This window comes from Psychroserpens sp., assembly GCF_036960315.1.
GTDB lineage: Bacteria > Bacteroidota > Bacteroidia > Flavobacteriales > Flavobacteriaceae > Psychroserpens.
On record NZ_JBALVR010000008.1, the window covers coordinates 118,826 to 144,582 of the forward strand.

A 25,757-nucleotide genomic window follows, 5' to 3' on the forward strand; every position below is an offset into this window, starting at 1 on the left:
TTTTTTGAAATGTCTGAATTCTATTTTAATTGAAGTTTTTGACCTGGTTTAATCAAATTGCTATGCAAACCATTTAATGATTTGATAGTCGCTACTGTGGTATTATTTCGTTTTGCAATACTATATAGAGTATCCCCTTTTGAAACAATCCAAACATCTGTAGTATCTAACTTGTCAAAATTTCTAATATATAAATATTGACCAATTTTGATAAGTGTAGTTTCTAAATTATTAGCTTTTTTTAAATCAGTCAAAGTAACATTGTATAGCTTAGACAGGTAATATAAAGTTTCTCCTTTTTCTACCTTGTGATAATCTGTACTGTTTTCCTCTTCCACTGCGGCTGAAGACGTATCATAGACAAATGTAGTCGCTTTTTCGACTTTGTCTGAAGTTGTCATTTTCACTAGTTCTACAGCCTTTTTTTCTTCTGTTGAATCAATAGCAGTCATATTATCTGAAGTCACTAATAACTTGGCAATCTTAACGTGATCTGAAGTATCTATTACTTTTCTATAATTCCTGCTAAGTGTATCAGGTCTATTAGTAACAATTATTTTTGTGCTATCACCTTTACTAGTCTTATAGCTATTAGCTAAAAGACTAGCCTGTATTATTGTTTTTGCTTTAGCCGTATCTTTTTCTATTTTTTTCCCTTTAATAGTTTTGAGTTCGACTAATTTAACTTCTCCTGTTTTTACATTCAGTTTTGCTGGTTTTCCGTCTAAAACAACATCTTTTTCAGTTTGTGCAACAGCTTCATAACTTAAAGCTGTTAACACCAAAACTGTAGCTATTAATTTAAAGTTTTTTAGCATTTTTTACTTTCTGATTCGTTAACGCAAGTTTTAAGACATCACTCATGTCTTTCACATAATGAAACGTCAACCCTTTTAAATACTCCGGTTTTATTTCATCGATGTCTCGTCTATTATCTTCACAAAGTAAAATCTCTTTAATTCTCGCTCGTTTAGCTGCAAGTATCTTTTCTTTTATTCCTCCAACTGGTAATACTTTACCTCTTAAAGTAATCTCCCCAGTCATAGCCAAACTATTTTTGACCTTACGTTGTGTAAACAAAGATACTAAAGAAGTTAACATAGTCACACCTGCACTTGGTCCATCTTTTGGAGTAGCACCTTCTGGTACGTGAATATGAACGTTATATTTACCAAAAACGTCTGGGTCAATTCCAAATTCATCTGCATTAGCTTTGATATATTCCATAGCGATTGTAGCAGATTCTTTCATTACTTTACCCAAGTTCCCTGTTATGGATAAGTTTCCTTTTCCTTTAGATAATATAGATTCGATAAATAAAATATCACCTCCTACTCTCGTCCAAGCTAAACCTGTTACAACACCTGCGACATTATTATTTTCGTATTTATCGCGTTCTAATCTTGGAGCTCCTAAAACCTCTATGACATCTTCGTTAGTCACTTTAAGATTATACGTCTCTTCCATCGCAATGTTTTTGGCTGCATGACGTACCATTTTTGCGATTTGCTTTTCTAAACCACGTACACCAGATTCTCTAGTGTAACCTTCAACAATTTTCTCAAGTTGTGGTTTCGCTATTTTAAGATGTTTATCAGTTAATCCATGCTCTTTTAATTGCTTAGGCAATAAATGACGCTTACCAATCTCAACCTTCTCTTCGATTGTGTAACCAGTCACATTTATAAGTTCCATACGATCTAACAATGCTGGCTGAATGGTATTTAAACTATTAGAAGTGGCAATAAACATCACTTTGGATAAATCAAATCCCATTTCTAAGAAGTTATCATGAAACTCGCTATTCTGTTCTGGATCTAATACTTCCAATAATGCTGAAGATGGATCCCCTTGATTTGAATTTGATAATTTATCAATTTCATCAAGTACAAATACAGGATTGGAAGTTCCTGCCTTTTTCAAACTTTGAATAATACGTCCAGGCATGGCTCCAATGTAGGTTTTACGATGTCCGCGAATTTCAGCTTCATCTCGTAAACCACCTAAGGACATACGTACATATTCTCTACCCAACGCTTCTGCTATCGACTTACCTAATGATGTTTTACCAACACCTGGAGGTCCATACAAACAAAGAATTGGCGATTTCATATCGTTACGTATTTTTAAAACTGCAAGGTATTCAATGATACGTTTTTTTACATCGTCTAATCCATAGTGATCCCGATCTAAAATTTTCATCGCACGCTTTAAATCAAATTTATCTTTACTAAACTCATCCCAAGGTAAATCTAGAAACAAGTCTAAATAATTACGTTGTATCGAATACTCAGCAACTTGTGGATTCATTCGTTGCATTTTTGATAATTCCTTATGAAAATGTTCAGCTACGGTTTCATTCCATTTTTTAGACTTCGAACGTAGTCGCATTTCTTCAATCTCTTCACCAGAAGAAACACCGCCTCCAAGTTCTTCCTGGATGGTTTTCATTTGTTGGTGCAAGAAATACTCACGCTGTTGCTGATTCATGTCACTTTGCACTTTAGACTGAATATCATTCTTCAACTCTAATTTCTGAAGTTCGACATTCATCAATTTTAAAGTAGCAAGCGCACGATCTTTTAAATCATTAATCTCTAGTAAGTCTTGTTTTTCTCTTACGGAAAGATTCATATTAGAAGACACAAAATTCACCAAGAACGAATTACTTTCAATGTTTTTTATAGCGAAAGATGCTTCGGTTGGAATGCTTGGACTATCCTTTATAATCTGTAAAGATAAATCCTTAATTGATTCAATAATTGCGGAAAACTCTTCATTATCATTTGCTGGTTTAGCTTCAGGAACATCCTTGACCGTAGCGGTTAAATAAGGCTCTTCAGAAACTACATCTTGAATTTCAAAACGTTTCTTACCTTGAATAATAATTGTTGTATTGCCATCAGGCATTTTGAGCACTTTTAAAATACGTGCTACAGTTCCCTTCATGAAAATATCTTTCGCTGTAGGATCTTCAACTTGCTCATCCTTTTGAGACACGACTCCAATAACTTTGCTTCCGTTATTTGCATCTTTGATAAGTTTAATCGATTTATCACGTCCTGCAGTAATCGGAATGACAACACCTGGAAACAATACCGTATTACGCAAGGGTAAAATTGGCAGGGATTCTGGTAACACTTCGTTATTTATTTCTGCTTCATCTTCAGGAGTCATTAAAGGAATTAATTCTGAATTTTCATCAAAATCCTGAAATGACAAACTGTCAAGCTTTAAAAATTTAGACTTCGCCATATTATTTTTTTGGTCATTCTGTCATTAAAATGACAAAACTATAGATTTATATTAATTTGAATAATTGCTTTTAATTCTGAAAATCAACAACTTACAATGTTAAAGCAATTATATATCTTTATCTAAATTCAATAGTTATGCCATTACCCTTCTTCAGAATGAAATTTTTTTTTACTAAAAGTGTAACAAATAGAAATACACGTCATCTCTATAATAAAGCATTTGTTTTTTGACACTAACCAACCAAAATATAGAGCAGTTATTGCGGCTTTGTAAATCAGGCAACCAGCAAGCGCAAATGGAAGTCTACAATAGATATTACAAAGCGATGTATAACATAGCACACAGAATTGTAAAAGACAGTTTTGAGGCTGAAGACATCCTGCAAGATTCATTTTTAACCGCTTTCACAAAGTTGGATAGTCTTAAAGAGATTAAAACATTTGGTTCATGGTTAAAACGAATTGTCATAAATAACAGCATACATCATTACAAAAAAAGCAGTAAATATCAAGATGTACCTTTAGATGATGTGATGTATAAAGTTGAAGACAGCTCTGGAATAACCGAAGATTACGAGTTTAATAATCTTAAAGCGAAACAAGTTCTGGAGACTATGAAGTCGCTTAAAGATAATTACAGAATGGGATTAACACTCCATCTAATTGACGGTTATGATTATGATGAAATTTGTGAGATTATGAATATTTCATCAGGAAATTGTAGAACCATGATCTCTCGCGCTAAAGATAGTTTGAGACAAAAACTACAGCCATTAGCAGAATATTAAATAAACAAGTATTATGAATAAAAATACTATAGACAACTTATTCAAAACCTTAGAAGGTGATTTCGATACCGAAATGCCAAATCTTGGGCATAAGAATAGATTTTTAGAAAAACTTAAACAACAAAATCATCCTGTTGTTAACAGTCAACCTAAAAAAACCAATTATTGGAAACCGTTTTTAGCGGTAGCTGCATCAATTGTATTATGCTTTAGTGTATTTACTATAATGCAACAACAAGAGCCAGAATTAATGGATTTAGCGAGTGTATCTCCAGAATTATCTCAAACACAATCCTTTTTTACAACGGCAATTGAACAAGAATTAGCAACTCTTGAAACAGAACGTACTCCAGAAACTGAAGACATGATATACCATGCTATGCGGCAATTATCAGTTTTAGAAAAAGAATACGAAACATTAAAAATAGATTTAAACGAAAGCGGAAATGATAAGCGTGTTATCTACGCTATGATTACCAACTTTCAAAACCGAATTGACGTACTAAAAACCGTTTTAGAACATATTGAAGAAGTCAAAAATTTTAAACTAAACCAAAATGAAAACATTATATAAACTATTATTTGCTTTTGTATTAATCCCTGCAATATCCTTGGCAAATACAAATGACAAATGGAACGGAAAACACACTAAAGAAAAAACCATTAAGAAAGAGTTTAGTGTGAGTGCTGATGCGACTTTAAAAGTTGACAACAGCTATGGAGAAATCAATATTACTACTTATGAAGGTTCTACCATTACATTCGAAATAAAGATTAAAACTAGTGGAGATGACCTTGAAAAAGTTCAGAAAAAACTAGATGATATCAGCGTAGAATTTAATGCATCGTCTTCTATGGTTTCTGCAAAGACCCTTTTCAATAAAAACAAATCCAAATCTTGGTGGAGTTGGGGAAAAAAAAATAATGTAAATATGGAAATCCTTTACATTATTAAAATACCAATTACCAATAATGTCGATTTAAATAATAACTACGGAAGTATTGATTTAGATAAATTAGAAGGACGTGCAAAGATTAATTGTGATTACGGACAAATAACAACTAAAGAGTTGATGGCTGATAATAACTCACTTTCATTTGATTACAGTAATAACTGTTACTTTGAATACATAAAAAGCGGAAAAATAAACGCTGATTATAGTGGATACACCATTGGAAAAGCAAAAACCCTAGATATTAATGCAGATTATACAAAATCTGAAATTGAAATTACCGAAGACATTAACTACAATTGTGATTACGGATCACTAAAAATAAACAACGCAAACAATGTGACGGGTAATGGTGATAATTTGACTTTAAGATTGGGAACCATCTATAAAAATGTTAGTGTAAAAGCTGATTATGGATCAATTAAAATTGAAAAAATGGCAGCAAATGCTGGCAATATAGAAATTGAATCTGACTACAACGGCATCACTATAGGTTACGATCCTAGCTATAACTTCAATTTTGATATCGATTTAGAATATGCGTCTTTACGTAATGCCGATGAGTTTGAATTCACAAAAAAACGCGTCGAATCAACAGATAAGTATTATCAAGGTTACCATGGGAATTCTAACAGCGGAAACCTAATTAAAATAAAATCAGAATATGGTAGCGTCACATTTAAAAGAAACTAAAACAACAAAATAATAAAACAACAAACCAAAATTATAAAACTAAAAAAATGAAAAATACAATACTATTAATCGCAGCTTTACTAAGTTTCACATTCTCTCAAGCACAATGGGAAAAAAAGAAAGTAAAAGGTAATGGAAAAATGACAACAGAATCTAGAACAACTTCAGATTATGATGCTATTAGCTGTGCAGGAAGTTTTGACTACGTTCTTGTAGCAGGAACTGAAGGTAAAATCACATTAGAAGGTGAATCAAACCTATTACAACATGTTGTTACCGAAGTAAAAAACGGAAAACTAATTATTAAAACTGAAAAAGGTAAAAATTTAGATCCTAGTCATAATAAAACCATAAAAGTGACTATTCCATTTAAAGACATTGATAAAGTTGCTTTAGCTGGATCTGGTGACTTATGGAACAAAGATAGAATCACATCTAACGACCTAGAAGTCTCTTTATCTGGTTCTGGTGATATTATCTTAGATGTTCAAACCAAAAATGTATCTGGTAAAGTAACAGGATCTGGAGATTTAACTTTGAAAGGATCTACAAGCAATTTAAGAGCTGGAGTTACTGGTTCGGGAGATTTCCACGGATTTGATTTAAAATCAACAAATACAGATGTATCTATTACGGGATCAGGTGATGCTGAAGTCCTTTGTACAGGAGATTTAAAAGCTAGAGTTACAGGTTCTGGAGATATAGAATATAGAGGGAATCCAGAAAAAAAAGATACTAAAGTATCAGGCTCTGGAAGTATAGAAAACTAAAGGTAATTTCATCGATCAAAATAAAAAAAGCCACTAACTATTTGTTAGTGGCTTTTCTATTATATTTTATTTCTTCTAATAGGTAATATTAATCGAACCACCAGACAAATTTAAATCGCCTCCATCAGCATTAGTTACAACACCTCCAAATGTTCCTGTTAAAGTTCCATCTGTGTTCACTGTTATATTAGAAGTGAAGTCATCAAAACCTTGGGTTGAAGGAAAAAATACTGACGTAAGTGTAAGCGCATACGAGCTATTAATCACATCAACGCCTGTTTGACCTTGGTCAATCTCAAAATAAATCATATAATCATTAGCAGCTGAAGTTTGTCCAGTCACTACTAATAAATCACCATTGACAACAACCTCAACAATATCAAATTCTATTGGCAAAGTCCCAGCAGTTAAACTAATTTCAACTTCTGGAGTCGCTTGAGTACAATCACCCAAATCATCTATAGCAGATTGAATACTTCCATCGTCATCTCCACATTGTAGTATTTGGTTTTCAAGAGTTGCTTTGTAAGCATTACATAAATTTGTGTAATCATCTGCAGAAGCATTTTCAAAAGCTGTTTGAGCAATATTAACAGCTTCAGTAGCTGAATCACAATCATCAAGCACATTATTACTACAATCTCCAAGCGCATCAACAGCAGCTTGCAAAGTACCATCTTCATCACCACATGCTTGTATTTGCGCTTCTAAAGCATTTCGGTATGCAGCACATATTTGTCCGAAATTATCATCATTAACGCCTAAAAAATTCAAGGCAGCTTGTGCCGTATTTATTGTAGCTTCTTCACAAGTCGTTCCGCCTGTAACGAAATCACCCTCTAAAGGTTCATCATCACATGAGACAAAGGCTAAGACTACTGTACACATTAAAAGTGTAAATATTTTTTTCATAACAAATTGGAATTGGGTTTGTACAAACATACTAATTTAAAATCGCCAAATACAGATGTATCTGTAACGGGTTCGGGAGATGCTGAAGTTGTTTGCAACGGAACATTTAAAGCAAGAGTAACAGGATCTGAAAGTATAGAAAACTAAAACGTAATTTTATCAATCAAAATAAAATGTACTTATTAAAATGATCTAATTGCTCTGTAGTATACCAAATCACTTTTAGGATCTCCCCAAATAGCACCATTATCATCGAAATCTACAATTAAAAATTTCCAATGATCTTCAGGTTCTTGTGTAGAACTCGCTAAAAATACAGTATCGAAATCTCCTAATCCTGCTGCAAATAAATTTGTATATGCAAGGTGCAATTCATCAACTGAAGGAAGATACCAATCATTGAATCCATTAAACACAAAATCGTCACAATGCTTAGCAGCTACATCTCCAGTACTTTGTACAAGAATTCCTGATATAGGATCTACAGCTTGACATTGCTCTGGGTTATTATAAAAATCAATATCCATATGATATTGCAAAATTAATTCAGAATTATTAATCCCTGTTCCAAATGCACTTTGAGTTCCATTAATATCTGTGCTATAACAACCCCATTGGGTTTGAAATTGAGTTGAAATCGGTGCTACTTCCATTCCTCCTCCATTTGGAGCTACATAGAATACAAACCCTCCAGCTGGACCAATATCTCCTATTTCATAAAGTGGTGTATTCACAAATACACAATCACCTAAATCATCAATAGTCGATTGAATACTTCCATCATCATCACCACATTGTAGGATTTGATTTTCAAGTGTTGTTTTGTAAGCATTACATAAAATTGTATAATTATCAGCAGTAGCATCAGCAAAAGCTGCTTGAGCTACTTCAACTGCTTCGGTAGCAGTATCACAATCATTTGCAACATTGTTACTACAATCTCCTAATGCAGTTACAGCTGCCTGTAAAGTTCCATCTTCATCACCACATGCTTGTATTTGTGCTTCTAATGCATTTCGATATGCGGTACATAATTGTGTGTAATTATCGTCATTAACGCCTAAAAAACTCAAGGCAGCTTGTGTTGTATTTAATATAGCTTCTTCACAAGTGGTTCCTCCTGTTAAAAAATCACCTTCTAAAGGTTCATCTTCACATGACACAAAAGTTAAAACGGCAGTACACATTAAAAGTGTAAATATTTTTTTCATAATAAATTGATATTGGGTTTGTACAAACATACTAATTTATTTATTTTCCTTAGGAACTCGATATAATAAAACGATGCCAACCAAAAAGAAAATAAAAAGAAACAATATTGCATTTCTCATACTGCCGGTAATTTGATCTATAGTAGCAAAAATGACCATGCCTATAACAATTCCGATTTTTTCAGCAACATCAAAAAAGCTAAAGTAAGATGTGGTGTCTTCTGTATCTGGCAAAAACTTAGAATAGGTAGATCTAGCTAATGACTGAATTCCTCCCATTACCAATCCTACACATGTTGCAGCAATATAGAATTGAATTGGTGTTTTCATGAAATAGGCATAAACACAAAGCAACATCCATATAAAGTTAACGACAATGAGTGTTTTAATATTTCCAAATTTAGAAGATGCACGAGACGTTAATACCGCTCCTAATATTGCAACCAGTTGAATCACTAAAATACTTACTATTAACCCTTGAGTTTTTGCATCATCATCACTCCAACTTATTTCTTCTTCACCAAAATAAACGGCTACCAGCATAATCGTTTGGACTGCCATACTAAACACAAAAAATGCCGTGAGGTAACGTTTTAGTCGTAAATTCTGTTTCAATTGATGCCATACCAATTTTAACTCTTTCAATCCATTAAAGACAACAGCTTTAGTGACTTTGTGTCCGTTAGAAACTCCCTTAGGAAGCACATAAAATGTATATTGACTAAATACAATCCACCAAATACCAACAGTCACAAATGAATAACGCATCATTTGTAGTTTCTCTTCGCCTGTTTCTTGGCTCATCACCATAAAGAGGTTTAATAATAGTAATAAAACACTACCAATATAACCCATTGAAAACCCTTTAGCACTTATACTATCTTGCTGTTCTGGAAACGCAATATCTGGCAAATATGAATTATAGAATACCAAACTTCCCCAATAGCCAATCAAGCCCATAAAATAAAACAGAAGACTAAGATGTATATTATCAAGACTAAACCAGTACAAACCAATACAACCAGCTCCACCTATATAGCAAAAGAATTTCATAAAATTCTTTTTGTTTCCAACATAATCTGCAATACCTGAGAGGATTGGCGATGTAAATGAAACCACTAAAAATGTGAATGCTGTAACATATGTAATTAAAGCTGTGCTTTTAAAGACCATTCCGAAGGCAGGAACTGTTCTTTCTAATTGGTCAATAAACAGCGCAGAATAAAATATAGGAAATATTGAAGATGCAATCGTCAAGGTGTAAACAGAATTCGCCCAATCATAAAATGCCCAAGCATTGATGAGTTTTTTACTACCTTTTTCTAGGTGTGCCATAGTTTTAAAAAAAAAGCTGCCCTTGATTGGGCAGCGTCTAAAGTACTATAATTTTTAATCTTTACAATTAAAAGTTACCTAAAGGTCTAAATGAATCAACACCAAACTTATTGGCTTCAGCTTTTGCTTTAGGAGCCCATTGTTGTAAATTATTAATTCTGGTATCGTTAGAAGGATGTGTACTTAAGAATTCTGGTGGTGCTTCTCCTCCACTATTCGCTTTCATACGTTTCCATAATTCTGAAGCCTCGTCAGGGTTATAGCCAGCAATAGCCATCAAATAAAGACCAATCTCATCCGACTGTGTTTCATGACTTCTGCTAAAAGGTAGCATAACACCTACATTACTTCCAATTCCGTATGCTTGATTAAAAATCCCTCGTGTTTGCTCATCTTTAATAGCTACATTTCCTGCAACTGCTCCTATTTGTTGCAGCATACCAGCACTCATACGTTGCTGACCATGATTAGCCAAGGCGTGTGCAACTTCGTGTCCCATAATTGCTGCGACACCTGTTTCGTTTTGAGCAATTGGTAAAATTCCTGTGTAAAAAACAATCTTACCTCCAGGCATACACCAAGCATTAACTGTTTTATCATTAACCAAATTGTATTCCCACTTATAATCTTTCAAGTATCCTTGGTGACCATTAGCATCCAACCAACGTTCAGCAGCTACAGCAATACGCTGTCCTACTCGTTTGATCATTTCTGAATCTGCAGTACCTGTAATGACATTATTTTCAGTTAAAAACTGGTCATATTGAGCAAATGCAGTAGGAAATAATTGTGAGTTTGACACTAATGCCAAAGTCTTCTTTCCTGTAAAGGGATTTGTAGCACATGATAAAAAAAGTGCAAGAGCACCAATGGCTACTATTTTATTTTTAATATTCATAATCAATGGTTTTAAATTGTGTAAGCTAAATTTACAAAATGATTCTTTTAACTTTGACACAATCTATTCTAATTATGTCACATATATAACAAAATTAATTCCAGTTACACTGTTCCTATTAAATGCAATTCTGAAAATTCTTTATTGATTGTCATTGTAGAAATACCATTGGTTTCAATATGCTCTAATGGAATAATAACGTTATCTACTTGGATTTCAGAAATAGTAAAAGGTAATCCATGAATTCTCAATTCAAATGTATCATACTCTGCATTGAACTTTCCTTCTTTATGTTGCTGAATGATTAGTTCGTTAGATTTACCAGTTAGTTTAAATGTTCTTAAACTGTAACGTCCTTTGGTGTAATCGTAACCATCATGAGCATCATCAAACAATTCAGATTTTTCTTTTCCTTTTTTATAATAGACATCTAGAACAACAGTCTCTATTTTTTTCTCGCCTACATATTGCTGTATTGGATATTTAGGAATGATTGCGCCTTCTTTTATAAAGATTGGCATACTGTCTAAATCTGCATCTACCCACAATTCTCGTCCACCTTTTACAATTTCATCTGACCAGAAACCATACCAGTTTCCTTTAGGAATATACATACGTCTTCCTTTAGCATTCTGTTCTAGGATTGGACACGCTAGGATTTGATTACCAAAGACAAATTCATCTGTTCTATAATGTGTTTGTACATCCTCTTGATCGTAAAGGACAAGAGATTTTAATAATGGTGTTCCATCTTCCACATACCTCCAAAAGGCGGTATACAAATAAGGCAATAGTTGATATCTAATTTCAATAAACTTTCTTACGATATCTGTAATATCTTTCCCAAATGCCCACGGCTCTTGGTCTCCATGATCTCCAGAAGAATGTACTCTAAAAAACGGATGAAAGATTCCTAATTGAATCCAACGTGTAAATAGTTCGCCTTGCGGTTGTTCTGCAAATCCGCCAATATCACTTCCTGCAAAACTAAATCCTGACATAGCCATCCGTTGTGCTTGGACGTTAGCAATCCATAAATGCTCCCATGTAGCAACATTATCACCTGTCCATGTAGATGAATAACGTTGTGTACCTGAATATGCAGATCTCGTAATTACAAATGGTCGTTTCGGATAAGCAAACTTTTTAAGGCCTTGGTAGGTAGCTCTTGCCATTTGCATTCCGTAGACATTATGCGCTTTTCTATGACTACAAGGATTACCATCATAATCATGACGTACATCATCTGGAAATGTTTTATTAGGCACTTCCATTACTGCGGGTTCGTTCATATCATTCCAAACCCCCTTAACACCAATATCTTCAATCAATTCTTTGAATAATCCTGACCACCAATCCCTAACTTCTGGATTTGTATAATCTGGGAAATAACATTCACCAGGCCAAACTTTTCCTTTCATATATGGACCATCTGCTCTCTTGCAGAAATAGTCTTTTTCTAGTGCTTCTTTAAAAACCGAATAGTCTTTATCTATTTTAATTCCTGGATCAATGATGGCAACCGTTTTAAAACCATCGTCCGCCAATTCTTTAACCATTCGCTTAGGATCGGGAAAATACTCTTTATTCCAAGTAAAACATCTAAACCCTTCCATATAGTCGATATCCAAATAGATAGCATCACATGGTATTTTTAAATCTCTAAATTTTGAGGTGATTTCTTTAACTTTTTTCTCAGGATAATAACTCCATTTACATTGGTGAAACCCTAAAGCCCAAAGTGGTGGTAATACATGTGGCTTTCCAGTCAAGTCTGTATAACTTTCTACAACTTCGGTCATTTTGGGACCATAAATAAAGTAGTAATTCATCTCTCCTCCTTGAGCCCAAAAACTCGTTACATTACGACGTTCATGTGCAAAATCAAAGAATGAGCGAAAAGAGTTGTCAAAGAAAACGCCATATGCCTTTTTGTGATGTATTCCTGTATAAAATGGTATAGACTTATAGATAGGATCTGTATCTTTTCCGTAGGCATAAGAATCGGTCACCCAATTTTCAAATCGTTTACCTTTCAAGTTCAAGTGGCTAGGTTTGTCTCCAAGACCGTAGTAACTTTCTCCATCGTTAGAGATTTTACTCATTTTAACGATGTTTCCGCCATACTGATAACTTTCTTCCCAGTGAAAACCACTTTCATCTTCGCTAATTAAAACATTATCAATAGCATCATAGATTTTCACCCCTAAGTTCTCTCTTGAAATATGACAAATAAGCTTTGACGTTGTGATTATATAATGCGTCTTTAAATCTTCGATCTCTAATTTATTATAACCTCTACTTGCGTATTTGGTAATGGCATAAGAAAAATCGTTATCAAACTTTCCAGTTGTGGTATATCTAAAGCGCAAGACACTATCTCTTACAACAGTTAACTGTAAAATCACCTCATTATCGGTAGTAAAATAAAGTGTATCGACATCCTTTTTAAAGTCTACTATTTTGGATGGGAAAACATTCCCTTTATTTTCTAATTCTGTATTTACAATCATAAAACTAATTATTTGTAGTATGCACGTAAAAAAACGGAAAAAAGAGGACGTAAAAAAGTAATGTAATTAGTAATTATAACGAATTATCAACTACAACGATTTCGGGAATTAATATTTCAAATATCGAAAAAAAGAATTAGATTTTTTAAGACTTTATATATATTTAAAAGCAACCATTCCTAAAGGCGGAACCGTAATTTCTACAGAATCATCTCTAAATTGCCAAGCTTTTTTCTTTGAAGTTAATGGCTTGTTTTTAAAATCACCACTTCCAAAATATTTTTTCTTGTTACTATTAAATACTTCTTTCAATTTCCCGTCCTTCGGAAGTCCAATACGGTAATTTTCCTTAGGAACTGGAGTCATATTACACGCAATGACTAAATCATCTTTAGGCTTCTCACCTTTTCTGATATAAACCAGCACAGAATTTTCAGAATCGTTATAATCTATCCACTCAAAACCTTCTGCAGAAAATTGTTTTTCATGCAACGCTGGTTCAGTTTTGTATAATTGGTTTAAATCTTTCAGTAGTTGTTGAACACCTTTATGTGTATCATTTTCTAATAAATGCCAATCTAGACTTTGCTGAAAATTCCATTCTTCACTTTGACCAAACTCACAACCTTGAAACAAGAAATTGGTTCCAGGATGCGTAAACATATAGCTATATAGCAAACGTAAGTTTGCAAAACGTTGCCACTCATCCCCTGGCATTCTACCTAAAATAGAATGTTTACCATAGACGACTTCGTCATGACTTAATGGCAACATGAAATTCTCAGTAAAGGCATAAGTCATTGAAAACGTCAAATCGTTTTGATGGTGTTTTCTATAAATGGGTTCTTTAGCAAAATACTGTAAGGTATCATGCATCCAACCCATCATCCATTTCATACCAAAACCTAAGCCACCTAAAAATGTTGGTTTAGATACCATTGGAAATGATGTAGATTCTTCGGCTATTGTTTGTACATCTGGGAACATACTGTAAACAGCCTCATTCATTTCTCTAAGAAAGGACATCGCTTCTAGGTTTTCTCGTCCGCCAAACATATTTGGTTCCCATTCACCTTCGTCTCTACTGTAATCTAAAAACAACATCGACGCAACAGCATCAACGCGCAATCCGTCTGCATGATATTGCTCTAACCAGAAAATAGCATTACTAATTAAGAAAGACTTGACTTCATTCCTTCCGTAGTTAAAAATAAGACTCTTCCAATCTGGATGATAGCCTTTTCGCTTGTCTGGATGTTCATATAAACTTGAGCCATCAAAGAATCCAAGTCCGTGAGCATCTTCTGGAAAATGAGACGGAACCCAATCTAAGATAAGTCCGATATCATTTTGATGTAGCTTATCTACTAATAATTTAAATTCTTCCGGATTTCCAAATCGAGATGTTGGTGCAAAATAACCTGTGAGCTGATAACCCCAACTTGGATCGTATGGAAACTCCATGATTGGCATGAGCTCTACGTGTGTAAAGTTCATGTCTTTTACATAATTAACTAAATCTGTAGCTAATTCTTCATATGTTAAAAAACGATTGTCTTTGAGTTTACGTTTCCAAGACCCTAAATGTACTTCATACACCGAATATGGAGCATTTAAAGCATTATGTTTTTTACGCTTTTTCATCCATTTACTGTCGTTCCATTTGTAAGGTTCATCCCAAACAATGGATGCTGTCTTTGGTGGATGCTCGCAACGACGCGCATATGGATCTGCTTTTTCCGTTTTTATATCATTATTATGACTCTGTATTTTGTACTTATAGGTACTGCCTTTAGCCACTCCAGGAATAAAACCTTCCCAGATTCCACTTTCGTCCCAACGCACACTAAGTTTGTGCTCTCCTTCAATCCAGTAATTAAATTCACCAATCACTGAAACCGTTTTTGCACTTGGCGCCCAAACAGCAAAATATGTTCCTTCTACACCATCTAAGGTCATGATATGAGAACCCATTTTTTCATAAAGCTTATAATGCTTTCCAGATTTAAAAAGGTCAATATCAAAATCCGTAAAAAGACTGTGTGCAATTACTTCTGCCATAAATTAATTATTAATAATATTTGAAATTCCTTTTAACGGAATCACTGCCCATTTTGGACGAGAATTTAGTTCGTAGCCTAATTCGTAGACTGCTTTTTCTAGCATGGCGTATTTCAGTAAAAAAATACGCTCTTGATGATATCCTATATTTAAATTTGCGTCTTGTATTTCAACTATATAAGTGCCTAAAAAGACCCCTTTTAGATATTGATATAAAACTTCCCCAGCTTCGAAAAGCTCATGTTGCTCATGCTTATACGACTCAATATTATTGAAAATCGTTGCATAAATGGCATAGTGGAATGATCTAAATAATCCTGCAACATCTTTCAAAGGTGGTTGTTTTACTTTTCGGTCACGAATCGTGCTTTCTGGCTCCCCTTCAAAATCTAAAATGTAAAAGTCATCATCTTTAACTAATACTTGACCCAAATGATAATCGCCATGAACACGAATGCGTTCCCCTTTTAATTTGGTCCAATCAAAATCGACAAAGCGTTTTCTAATAACGTTCTTTTTATCAAGGAATTCATTGGCTAATTCTAAAGCCAATCCGTCTAACTTATGCAAGCTATTTTCAATCGTATTTAATCTATTTTGAAATTGATAAAGCAATCTGTTTTTGAGCCAAACCGTATAATCGCCATTAAAATGTGTTGGTGTAAATGCTGTGTCTTCAAACTCACTTCCTAAAGCAATATGCATTTCAGCTGTACGCTGAGCCAATTTTTGAATCTTGGTAAATACATTGAGGCCAACCCAATCAATAATTTCTGGTGGTACATCGGTGATTTGTAAACGGCCAAATTCTTCAGTTCTAGGAAGATTAGATATGTTTATCTTCTTATATTCAAGATTAGAAAATACCTTATGAAACTCGGTGAGCATATACGCCCAGGCATCACCTTGATTTTCGACCATTTGCTGCATTAAACCAATAGTAATATTGGTGTTATCGTGATCTTTAATTTGAATACTTCCTAAATAAGCTGGTGTGTTTTTGAAGTCTTTTTTTTCAGATAAGAAACGACTCATTTCATAATCAGGATTGCGATCGGCATAGATACGTCTGAAAAATTTCAACACATACTTTTCATTGTAAACAATTGATGTATTGCTTTGCTCCATTCCCATATATCGAGACGACTCGTATTGACAATCCTTAAAGAGTTCACTTTTGTGATAGCGTACGCGTGTTTTATCTTTTGGTAAAGCGGTAAGAATCCGTTCAAAAACAACTTTTCTAAAAGCTTCAAGGTTTATTGCATCTATAATAAAGCCTTCTTGATTTTGAATACTTATTGGTAAAATTCTATCGTCTTGAGCAAAATTTTCATCAGAAACAAAAGCGATAGGTAAAAAATAATGTTGATAAAAAGCTTCGGTAAAATTAACTTCGAGAATTAATCCGTAATATACTTCTCCATGCTGTTGGATTCTAAAATACTCAGCAAGTTCGATGTACTTAAGTTTACTCGCTTTTCCACCATACCAACGCTGTTTAAGAATATAATCTTCTAATACATCTGATAAGAACACCTTGATGAACTCTTTGTTTTCAAGAAGCTCTTCCCACGAATTATTAAAATTATAGGGCGGCTGCAATGTTGTTGGTTTGGTGTTTTTTTTAGCCATTTTACTTATTTATCTTAAATATATGAAAAGGAAGCGTTGGATGCAACTCCACAAAATTCCATTCACTATTCCAATTATAACTACTTCCTGTAATTAAATCCTCAACGCTAAATTGTTGTCCATGATGAATACCCATATTTTCTAGTGGTAATTGCACATTACCTTGTTGCGCATAATATTGATCAAGGCTGATAATAATTAGCAACTCATTTGTTCGGTCTTCATTCCATTTATAGAATGCCAACAAATTATCATTTTCAACATAGCAAAACTTAATATTATTGGTTTGCTGCAACGCTTCATTTTGATGACGAAGCGCATTTATTTTTGAAATTAGCAAGGTTAATTTATTCTCCTTAAACCAATCGTAATGTTTTAACTGAAACTTCTCAGACATATAATATTCTTCCTTACCAGGAATAGCATCGCTCATCATTTGCTCGAATACTGGTCCGTAGATTCCAATACTAGAACTCAAAGTTGCAGCTAGTGCATACCTTTGAAGATACTTAGATTCGTTTGCACCTTGAAGATGAAACGGATTAATATCTGGTGTATTAGGCCAGAAATTAGGTTGCATATATTCACGCATCTCGGTTTGCGTCAACTCGTTCATATATTCTATGAGTTCGTGCTTATTGTCTCTCCACGTAAAGTAGGTATAAGATTGGGTATATCCTTCTTTTGCTAAACGTTGCATCACTTTCGGTTTTGTAAAAGCTTCTGCCAAAAACAGCACATCAGGATGTTTTTGTTTCACTTCGGAAATGAGCCAATTCCAGAAATAGTAGGGTTTTGTATGCGGATTATCTACTCGAAATACATGAACTCCACAGTCTATCCAAAATAACATAGCCTCTAAGCATTCTTGCCAAAGGTTTTTATAGTCTTTGCTTTCCCAATAAATTGGTAGAATATCTTGGTATTTTTTTGGTGGGTTTTCAGCATACTGAACAGTTCCGTCTGGTCGCCATTTAAACCAATCTGGATTTGACGTTACCCAAGGATGATCAGGAGCCGCTTGCAATGCATAATCCATTGCGATTTCAATATTGAGATCTTTTGCTTTTTTAATAAGATTTTTGAAGTCTTTCAATGAACCCAATTCTGGATGTATATCTTTATGTCCTCCATGTTTAGAACCAATTCCCCAAGCCGAACCAACATCGCCATCTTTAGCTTCAGTTGTATTATTTTTTCCTTTTCGGTTCACTTCTCCAATGGGATGAATAGGCGGGAAATATAAGGTGTCAAATCCCATTTGAGCAACTCTAGGCAATAAGCGCTCACAGTCTTTGAATGTTCCATGTTGCCCTTCAACTTCGGAAGCAGAACGAGGAAAGAATTCATACCAGGTACTAAACCTAGCTTCCTTTCTATCTACATAAACCTGAAATTCTTTCGTTTCGTTGGCTAAATGCTTTTCAGGATATTTGACAAAAATATGATGTAGTTCTTCACTCTTTGCATCACTAACGGCAGCATCATATTTTGATTCATCTTTAAACCTATCCATACAATTCTCTAGAAATGCCTTTTCTTCTTTAGTTGCTTTATTTAGCAAAGGTTTTAAGAGCGAGACGCCCTCCAAAAGCTCTGATTTCACATGTTGGTTATCATCAATTTTACGCTCAATACCATGTTGCCAGTTTAATGCATAATCTACCCAACCTTGAACTTTATAAGAATAGAATCCTTGTTTTTCAACAGTAAAAGATGCTTTCCATTCATCATTTTCAACAAGATGCATTCTAGCTTCACTCCATTTAAGCTCTTTCTCATGCTTAAATAAAACCGAAGCTGCTATCACATCGTGACCATCTACAAGTACATGAGCATCAATATTTACAATTTCGTTTACAATACGTTTAATAAAAAATTCTCCACAGTTAATTTGAGGTGAAACTGCATCAATAACTACACGGTTTTGATTCTGCATTTTGTTAGCAAATTGTATATTAGATTGTGAAATTAATAAAATTAGATGCCAATTTCATTAATATAATAAGAATATACACTGATAAGTGAATTTACATCGTTTGCGTAAGTTATAGATTTCTATTCCGACATAAAAAACAGAAATAAACCTTATTTTTATAGTATGAAAAAGATCATAACAATACTTACAATTGCTTTATTTTTTAGTTGCAATTCTTCAGCACAAAAAAAAGAAGCTGAAGTAAAAAAAGTATATCCGGTGACTAAAACCCAAACTGAATGGAAGAAACAATTAACTGCCGAACAATTTTACGTTTTGCGAGAAGCTGGAACAGAACGCTCCTTTACGAGTTCGTTAAATAAAGAATCCAGAAAAGGCACATTTCATTGTGCAGGTTGCAACACCGCTTTATTTAAAAGCGAGCATAAATTTGATTCGGGTACAGGATGGCCAAGTTTTGATAGAGAAATTGAAGGTAATGTCGCTTTTGGATCAGATAATAAGCTAGGTTATAGCAGAGACGAAGAACATTGCGCAACCTGTGGTGGTCATCTTGGACATGTTTTTAATGATGGACCGCGACAAACGACAGGTAAGCGTCATTGTATTAATGGTGTTGCTTTAACGTTTGTTCCTGAAAAATAATAAACGATAAAATTAGACAAATAGCGATATAAAATCTAACTATGGCAAATCATAGTATTTGAGGTTTTGTATCGCTATTTTTAGTTGACTAAATCAAGTACAATGGAGAACTCATATTTACCTAGTGTCATCAAACAATTTGAATACTACAAATCACTTGGTGATAAAACCATCAGTCAATTAACTATAAAAGAATTGCAAAAAGAATTTTCGGAAGACTCCAACTCTATTGCTATTATTATAAAGCATATTGTTGGTAATATGTTAAGTCGGTGGACCAATTTTTTAACTGAAGATGGTGAAAAAGAATGGCGACATCGCGATAGTGAATTTGAAGATACATTTCATAATAAAGAAGGCATACAACAGTATTGGGATAAAGGTTGGGACTGTTTATTTGAGGCTATTAGACCATTAACTTCGGAAGATTTAGAGCGCATCATTTATATTAGAAATCAGGGTCACACAGTAACTGAAGCTATAAATCGACAAATCGCACACTACGGCTATCACATTGGACAACTGGTATTTTTAGGTAAACTTATAAAAGGAAATGGTTGGGTATCTTTATCTGTTCCCAAAGGAAAATCAGTGACTTATAATCAAGAAAAATTCAATAAAGAAAAAGGTCGTAGACATTTTACGGATGATCTATAACCTTTCTTATAAAAAAATGCCCATAAAAAATTATAGGCATTTTATCATAAATTAGTCTTACAATTTTATTCCATTGATTTTGTCGTATAATAACCCGTTTCTTGGGTTATTTTCCCTTCATCGTTAAAATCGTGAATCAATAGAAGTGGTAAAATCACTTTTTTATTATCCGATTTTCTGGTCATCCTTATATCCCACCACGATTGAACAACTTTGCTATTACCTACCTCATATTCCAAATAATCGGGATACCCTCTTACATCAATACTATTAATAGTCCAACCTGTAGTCAAACCTTTAAACATCTCCTTTTCTTCTGCTAGAGTACGAGATTCGTCACGCTTCATATCTAAATCCGTAAAGGTCGCATCTTCAGTAAAATAGCTAAACGCTTTATCTACATCACTATGCTCTAAAGCTCCCATCATTAATCGTACTGTGTTAATATAATCATGATTTTTATAGATGGTACCATTTGTTCTTGGAACAAAACTTCTTCTTCTTTCTGCCCATGGTAAATCGTTATCATAAATTAGCATAGTTTCAATTTTGTTATCACTTGTCATTTTATAAAGACGATGTATTGGCATATCATATTTTACACCAGTTTTATTGTCAATAGCCTTGAAGTGATCCCAAGTTTGCACCCACAATTCATCATCCTGCTTATACTCAATAGCATCTGGATACGCATTAGGAGATCTTGTATGGCTTATATAAGACCAATTTTCATTTATCCATTTTGGACCACCTAAAAACCATTCTCTATCTCTTCCTTCAGCATTTTTATTGATACTTGTACCTTGATAAGATTTAAAATCATCGGCTAAATAAGTTGCTACTTTATCTGCGTCTCCAGCATAAAAGGCCTTCATCATAGATTCTACGGCATCAATAGCTGGATGCTCACTGTAAACAGTCCCATTTTTTTTTGTTTGGGAATACATAATGCTTGTCAAAAGCAACGTGACAATAATTAGTTTTGTTTTCATTTTTAATAGAATTAGTTGGTTAATAGTCCTTTAATTTAACATAAATTATTTGATAAACAGCACTTTACGAATGATTTTTAGCGATGAATTATCTTCTAGCTCCTATAATTACTGTGGGTTTTTTTACAATTATTATCAAAACTAACCCAACTTAATTTTTTAAGATTGTAAATTCATTATTCAAATTTGGTTTCGTAAATTTGTGACTTCAAAAAATGTCAAAAAAATATACAATGAGTAAATACGATATTATAGTACTTGGTAGTGGTCCTGGAGGCTACGTAACAGCAATTAGAGCCTCTCAATTAGGTTTAAAAACTGCTATTGTAGAAAGAGAAAGCTTAGGTGGCGTTTGCCTAAATTGGGGTTGTATCCCAACTAAAGCATTACTTAAATCTGCTCAAGTTTTTGAATATTTAAAACATGCAGAAGATTACGGACTGACCGTAAAAGACGCAGGTCATGATTTTGATGCTGTTGTAAAACGTAGTCGTGGTGTTGCTGATGGCATGAGTAAAGGAGTTCAGTTTTTGATGAAGAAGAATAAAATTGATGTTATTAATGGTTTCGGAACACTTAAAACTGGAAAGAAAGTTGAAGTAGACGGAAAAGAATATAGCGCAGATCATATCATTATTGCGACTGGAGCGCGTTCTCGCGAGTTACCTAGTTTACCTCAAGATGGTAAAAAAGTGATTGGTTATAGAGAAGCCATGACTTTAGAAAAGCAACCAAAGAAATTGATAGTTGTAGGTTCTGGAGCCATTGGTGTTGAGTTTGCTTATTTCTATAACTCTATGGGTACTGAAGTTACAATCGTAGAATATTTACCAACTATTGTTCCTGTTGAAGATGAAGATGTGTCTAAACAATTAGAACGTTCGTTTAAGAAAAGTGGCATTAAAATTATGACTTCTTCGGAAGTGACTCATGTTGATACGTCTGGAAAAGGCGTGAAAGCTACTGTAAAAACTAAAAAAGGTGAAGTGGTTTTAGAAGCTGATTTGGTGTTATCTGCTGTTGGAATTAAATCTAATATTGAAAACATTGGATTAGAAGATGTTGGTATTGCTGTAGATCGAGATAAAATATTAGTCAATGATTACTATCAAACTAATATTCCTGGATATTATGCTATTGGAGATGTCACTCCTGGACAAGCTTTGGCTCACGTTGCCTCTGCTGAAGGTATTTTATGTGTAGAGAAAATTGCTGGACAACATGTTGAAGCGTTAGACTACGGAAATGTTCCTGGTTGTACTTATTGTTCTCCTGAAATTGCAAGTGTTGGTTTAACCGAAAAGCAAGCTAAGGATCAAGGTATCGATATTAAAGTTGGAAAATTCCCATTCTCAGCTTCTGGAAAAGCAAGTGCTAGTGGAAATAAAGACGGGTTCGTAAAAGTGATCTTTGGCGCTAAATATGGCGAATGGTTAGGTTGCCATATGATTGGTGCTGGAGTAACTGATATGATTGCTGAAGCCGTTTTAGGTCGTAAGCTTGAAACCACTGGTCATGAAGTCTTAAAAGCAATCCATCCGCATCCAACAATGAGTGAAGCCGTTATGGAAGCTGTGGCAGATGCTTACGATGAAGTGATTCATTTATAAAAAACAATTGAACATATAAATCAGAGGCGATTCAGAAATGAATCGTCTTTTTTTATAACCTATAGCCTATACCAAAAAAGAGCCCGTTAGGTGAAATCTCCTGAAAACCTAAGGTATATTTTATGTGTGCATCAAGGGCATTAGTAATATGGTATGCCATACTTACATCTCCTCTAACTTTGAACTTATTATTAAAAAAATCAAAAAAGTAGTTCAAACTAGGACCAAGCATAATATCAAAATTATTGGCCATCTGATACTTGGCATAAAGAGGTGCATTTAAAAATTTAAAATCCCCAAGATCGATATAAAGTACTTCTGGTTGGAAAGAAAACGATTCATCAACATAAAAATCGACAAATACGCCACCATAATAACCGACTTCTGTTTCCACATTCGGACCAAAATTGGCTTCGACAATCTTAAAAAAAGTAAGGTTTACGCCGCCTTTAATTCCGAAATCAACATGAGATTGTGCATTTAAGTTGAAACTTAAAAACAAAGAAAAAGCAATACTATATAGCGTTGTTTTCATGATATAAAAATGATGTCAAAAAGACGTGTTTTAAATTTGGTATCAATCCAAGAAACTCTGTAAAGCCAACTCGTAGCTTTTCAATCCGAAGCCCAATATAACTCCTTTTGCATTAGGAGAAATGTAAGACTGGTGTCTAAACTCTTCTCTTGAAAACGTGTTTGAAATATGAACTTCTATGACTGGTGTTTCAATGGCTTTTATGGCATCTCCAATTCCTACCGATGTATGTGTATAAGCTGCAGCATTAAGAATAATCCCATCATAACTATACCCTACCTCTTGAATTTTATCTATAAGCTCGCCCTCAATATTAGATTGATACTGTTCTAACGTTACATTAGGATGCTTATGGACTAGCGTCTCAAAAAAATCTGAGAATGTTATAGTTCCGTAGATACTAGTTTCACGCTTACCCAATAAGTTGATGTTAGGTCCATTGATAATGATGAGCTTTTTCATGAAGTAAAGATATTAAAATTTGGCATAAAAAAACCGAAGCACTTGGCTTCGGTTTTTAATATATTATAAATATAAAATTAGAATTTATAAGTCACACCAAAGTTGACATCAGATAAGTTTAGGTTTAATCCAAAAGAATTAATCGATTCAGCACCGTCAACATCTAATTTAGCACTAGTATAAGATAAAGCTCCAACAGAAGCTCTTAATGCGAAACAAGCAGATACGAAATAGTTAAGACCTGGAGCAACAGCAACAACAAAAGTGTTGGTTTTTAATTCTGCAGAATCACCAGCATTAAATTCTATTTTACTGTTAGTATAAGATACACCAGCACCTACAATGAAAGAAAATTGACTAGCAGGCGTAAAAAAATAAGTCGCACCTAATCCTCCACCGAAAGTAGAATTATCAACACCAACTGAATCTCCATCAAGGTCTATAGTAGCTTCACCAGATCCAACAAGTAAAGTTGCCTCTAGAGAAATATTTTCAGTGATAAAGAATCCCGCAGTTGGAGCAAAAGTAAGTTGATCTGTTTTAATGTCACCAAATTTAGTATTGTTGTATCCAACTGTACCTGATACGTAAACATCTCCTTTGGTAAAACCTCCGGTGGTTTTTTCATCTTGCGCATTTACATTTGATAATCCAAAAACTGCAACTGCAGCCATAAGTAATAATTTTTTCATAATAATAAAATTTAAATAAATTGATTTATAATTTTAAATTGGTCGGCAAACATAAATCTATTTTTTTATTTAAAATAAGAAATTTCATATAAATTAATGTAATTCATCGAATAAAATTACATTTAAGCTGATTATTTAAAAAAAAAGTGACGATAACGTAATAGTCATATCTAGTTGAGTGTTGATTCTTTTATAAATTATTGAATATAAAACCAAACTTTGTATTGAGATTAAAAACTCCAAATACTGGTACAGCAATAATTACAAATAATTTATTAAGCTAAATTTAGTAGGCGATAATAAGATTTTACTTACAATTAAGTGTGTAAAATATCGTAATCAGATTATAAATTTGAACGAGAACAAAAAGGCAGCAATATTTGAGGGATATAAATGTTATAAAGAGAACGATGACAGTATATTAAAAAAAGAGAACATCCCTATTAAAGGCTATTTTAAAATTATGAATCTGTCATTAAAAAAACAGGAAACAAAAAAAGGAAGCCATAAAGACTTCCTTTAATATATAGAGTTTGTTAAATATTATAATCCGATATCAACTCCTAAGTTTACTGTATTCCATGTAATGCCATCTAAGCTAATGCCTCTAAAAGAGAGCACAATATCTATTTTATCACTTACACCATATTGAACTCTAGGTGCATAATAAAAGCCACTCTCAATTTCACTAGGACTTACGCCAATGGCATAACCTACATCGGCTCCTAATGTAAAATCTTCAGATGCATGAAAACGAATGCCTCCTCCAACAGGAATCCATCCAAAATCTTCATCAATTACATCACTGTCGCCAACTGAATGTGAATAACCAGTTACTGGTCCTGCTTCTAAATCATCAGATATTTCAAATAAATACCCTAAATCTATAGCAATGGAAAAAGTAGCTAAATCGCCGGCATCACCAATTGGAAGACCGCCAGAAATACCAGCTCTAAATTGACCTTGTGCAGTCACACTTGTTAATCCAAAAACTGCAATTGCAGCAAATAACATTAATTTTTTCATAATAAAAGTTTTAAAATTGATTACTTGAAATTAAAAACTTTTTTTTATCATTGTGAATATTATCTATGATGTTATTAACAATTTTATAAACATTAATCTATAAGTCTTTATAAATAAGTATTATACAAACTATAGTTATTAACAATTATATAAAAGAACAGGACACATGTCGT

Annotated in this window: 23 protein-coding genes; 8 read left to right on the forward strand and 15 right to left on the reverse strand. The window is 33.7% G+C overall.

The window, feature by feature from the left end; genetic code table 11:
* Positions 1–20 precede the first annotated feature (20 nt).
* Entirely contained in the window at positions 21–818 is a 798-nt protein-coding gene (locus tag V7719_RS13785) for a lytic transglycosylase (protein ID WP_335730508.1), read from the reverse strand.
* On the reverse strand, positions 802–3,255 hold the full coding sequence (gene lon, locus V7719_RS13790; RefSeq protein ID WP_335730509.1) for an endopeptidase La: 2,454 nt from the start codon (positions 3,253–3,255) through the stop codon (positions 802–804). Before lon ends, V7719_RS13785 begins: the two co-directional genes overlap by 17 nt.
* Positions 3,256–3,484: 229 nt before the next feature.
* Between lon and V7719_RS13795 the strand changes: the two genes are divergently transcribed.
* From V7719_RS13795 to V7719_RS13810, 4 genes are read left to right on the forward strand one after another with little or no spacing between them, the layout of a single operon-like run.
* The gene (locus V7719_RS13795) at positions 3,485–4,045 is read left to right on the forward strand and encodes an RNA polymerase sigma factor (RefSeq protein ID WP_335730510.1); all 561 of its coding nucleotides are present in this window, start codon (positions 3,485–3,487) and stop codon (positions 4,043–4,045) included.
* A 13-nt stretch (positions 4,046–4,058) separates the two neighbouring features.
* Entirely contained in the window at positions 4,059–4,619 is a 561-nt protein-coding gene (locus tag V7719_RS13800) for a hypothetical protein (RefSeq protein WP_335730511.1), read from the forward strand.
* Complete coding sequence (locus tag V7719_RS13805) at positions 4,603–5,691, forward strand: hypothetical protein (protein WP_335730512.1); 1,089 nt, start codon at positions 4,603–4,605, stop codon at positions 5,689–5,691. Before V7719_RS13800 ends, V7719_RS13805 begins: the two co-directional genes overlap by 17 nt.
* Positions 5,692–5,738: 47 nt before the next feature.
* Positions 5,739–6,461 (forward strand): head GIN domain-containing protein, encoded by a 723-nt coding sequence (locus tag V7719_RS13810; RefSeq protein ID WP_335730513.1) that lies wholly within the window; start codon positions 5,739–5,741, stop codon positions 6,459–6,461.
* Positions 6,462–6,536: 75 nt separating this feature from the next.
* Here V7719_RS13810 and V7719_RS13815 read toward each other — a convergent pair whose 3' ends face one another.
* Entirely contained in the window at positions 6,537–7,373 is an 837-nt protein-coding gene (locus V7719_RS13815; protein ID WP_335730514.1) for a hypothetical protein, read from the reverse strand.
* Between the two features lie 18 nt (positions 7,374–7,391).
* Between V7719_RS13815 and V7719_RS13820 the strand changes: the two genes are divergently transcribed.
* On the forward strand, positions 7,392–7,520 hold the full coding sequence (locus tag V7719_RS13820; protein WP_335730515.1) for a hypothetical protein: 129 nt from the start codon (positions 7,392–7,394) through the stop codon (positions 7,518–7,520).
* 35 nt (positions 7,521–7,555) lie between these two features.
* Here V7719_RS13820 and V7719_RS13825 read toward each other — a convergent pair whose 3' ends face one another.
* The 7 genes from V7719_RS13825 to V7719_RS13855 form a co-directional block, all read right to left on the reverse strand.
* Entirely contained in the window at positions 7,556–8,584 is a 1,029-nt protein-coding gene (locus V7719_RS13825; RefSeq protein WP_335730516.1) for a hypothetical protein, read from the reverse strand.
* 36 nt (positions 8,585–8,620) lie between these two features.
* Positions 8,621–9,919: an MFS transporter gene (locus tag V7719_RS13830; protein WP_335730517.1), complete on the reverse strand. Its 1,299-nt coding sequence runs from the start codon at positions 9,917–9,919 to the stop codon at positions 8,621–8,623.
* 67 nt (positions 9,920–9,986) lie between these two features.
* Positions 9,987–10,817: a M48 family metallopeptidase gene (locus V7719_RS13835; RefSeq protein WP_335730518.1), complete on the reverse strand. Its 831-nt coding sequence runs from the start codon at positions 10,815–10,817 to the stop codon at positions 9,987–9,989.
* 104 nt (positions 10,818–10,921) lie between these two features.
* Positions 10,922–13,330, reverse strand: a complete 2,409-nt coding sequence (locus tag V7719_RS13840) for a glycoside hydrolase family 31 protein (protein ID WP_335730519.1) — start codon at positions 13,328–13,330, stop codon at positions 10,922–10,924.
* A gap of 153 nt (positions 13,331–13,483) precedes the next feature.
* Positions 13,484–15,391: a 1,4-alpha-glucan branching protein GlgB gene (gene glgB / locus V7719_RS13845; protein WP_335730520.1), complete on the reverse strand. Its 1,908-nt coding sequence runs from the start codon at positions 15,389–15,391 to the stop codon at positions 13,484–13,486.
* 3 nt (positions 15,392–15,394) lie between these two features.
* Positions 15,395–17,026, reverse strand: coding sequence for a maltokinase N-terminal cap-like domain-containing protein (locus V7719_RS13850; protein WP_335730521.1), 1,632 nt, complete (start codon positions 17,024–17,026; stop codon positions 15,395–15,397).
* A gap of 1 nt (position 17,027) precedes the next feature.
* Positions 17,028–18,965, reverse strand: coding sequence for an alpha-1,4-glucan--maltose-1-phosphate maltosyltransferase (locus tag V7719_RS13855; RefSeq protein ID WP_335730522.1), 1,938 nt, complete (start codon positions 18,963–18,965; stop codon positions 17,028–17,030).
* Positions 18,966–19,127: 162 nt separating this feature from the next.
* Here V7719_RS13855 and msrB point away from each other — a divergent pair, with 162 nt between their 5' ends.
* Both msrB and V7719_RS13865 read left to right on the forward strand, forming a co-directional pair.
* Positions 19,128–19,610, forward strand: coding sequence for a peptide-methionine (R)-S-oxide reductase MsrB (msrB, locus tag V7719_RS13860; RefSeq protein ID WP_335730523.1), 483 nt, complete (start codon positions 19,128–19,130; stop codon positions 19,608–19,610).
* A 102-nt stretch (positions 19,611–19,712) separates the two neighbouring features.
* Positions 19,713–20,267 carry a DUF1572 family protein gene (locus V7719_RS13865; protein WP_335730524.1) on the forward strand — a complete coding sequence of 185 codons (555 nt, stop codon included), beginning with the start codon at positions 19,713–19,715 and terminating at the stop codon, positions 20,265–20,267.
* Between the two features lie 65 nt (positions 20,268–20,332).
* On the opposite strand, the gene V7719_RS13870 is transcribed toward V7719_RS13865, so the two are convergent.
* Positions 20,333–21,259, reverse strand: coding sequence for a nuclear transport factor 2 family protein (locus tag V7719_RS13870; RefSeq protein WP_335730525.1), 927 nt, complete (start codon positions 21,257–21,259; stop codon positions 20,333–20,335).
* Positions 21,260–21,492: 233 nt separating this feature from the next.
* Between V7719_RS13870 and lpdA the strand changes: the two genes are divergently transcribed.
* Positions 21,493–22,869 (forward strand): dihydrolipoyl dehydrogenase, encoded by a 1,377-nt coding sequence (gene lpdA / locus V7719_RS13875; RefSeq protein WP_335730526.1) that lies wholly within the window; start codon positions 21,493–21,495, stop codon positions 22,867–22,869.
* Between the two features lie 52 nt (positions 22,870–22,921).
* Here the strand turns inward: lpdA and V7719_RS13880 are convergent, their stop codons facing one another.
* The 4 genes from V7719_RS13880 to V7719_RS13895 form a co-directional block, all read right to left on the reverse strand.
* Positions 22,922–23,404 (reverse strand): outer membrane beta-barrel protein, encoded by a 483-nt coding sequence (locus tag V7719_RS13880; protein WP_335730527.1) that lies wholly within the window; start codon positions 23,402–23,404, stop codon positions 22,922–22,924.
* Positions 23,405–23,446: 42 nt separating this feature from the next.
* Positions 23,447–23,866 (reverse strand): type II 3-dehydroquinate dehydratase, encoded by a 420-nt coding sequence (gene aroQ / locus V7719_RS13885; RefSeq protein ID WP_335730528.1) that lies wholly within the window; start codon positions 23,864–23,866, stop codon positions 23,447–23,449.
* Positions 23,867–23,943: 77 nt separating this feature from the next.
* Positions 23,944–24,558 carry an outer membrane beta-barrel protein gene (locus V7719_RS13890; protein WP_335730529.1) on the reverse strand — a complete coding sequence of 205 codons (615 nt, stop codon included), beginning with the start codon at positions 24,556–24,558 and terminating at the stop codon, positions 23,944–23,946.
* A gap of 543 nt (positions 24,559–25,101) precedes the next feature.
* Complete coding sequence (locus V7719_RS13895) at positions 25,102–25,584, reverse strand: outer membrane beta-barrel protein (RefSeq protein ID WP_335730530.1); 483 nt, start codon at positions 25,582–25,584, stop codon at positions 25,102–25,104.
* Positions 25,585–25,757: the final 173 nt, after the last annotated feature.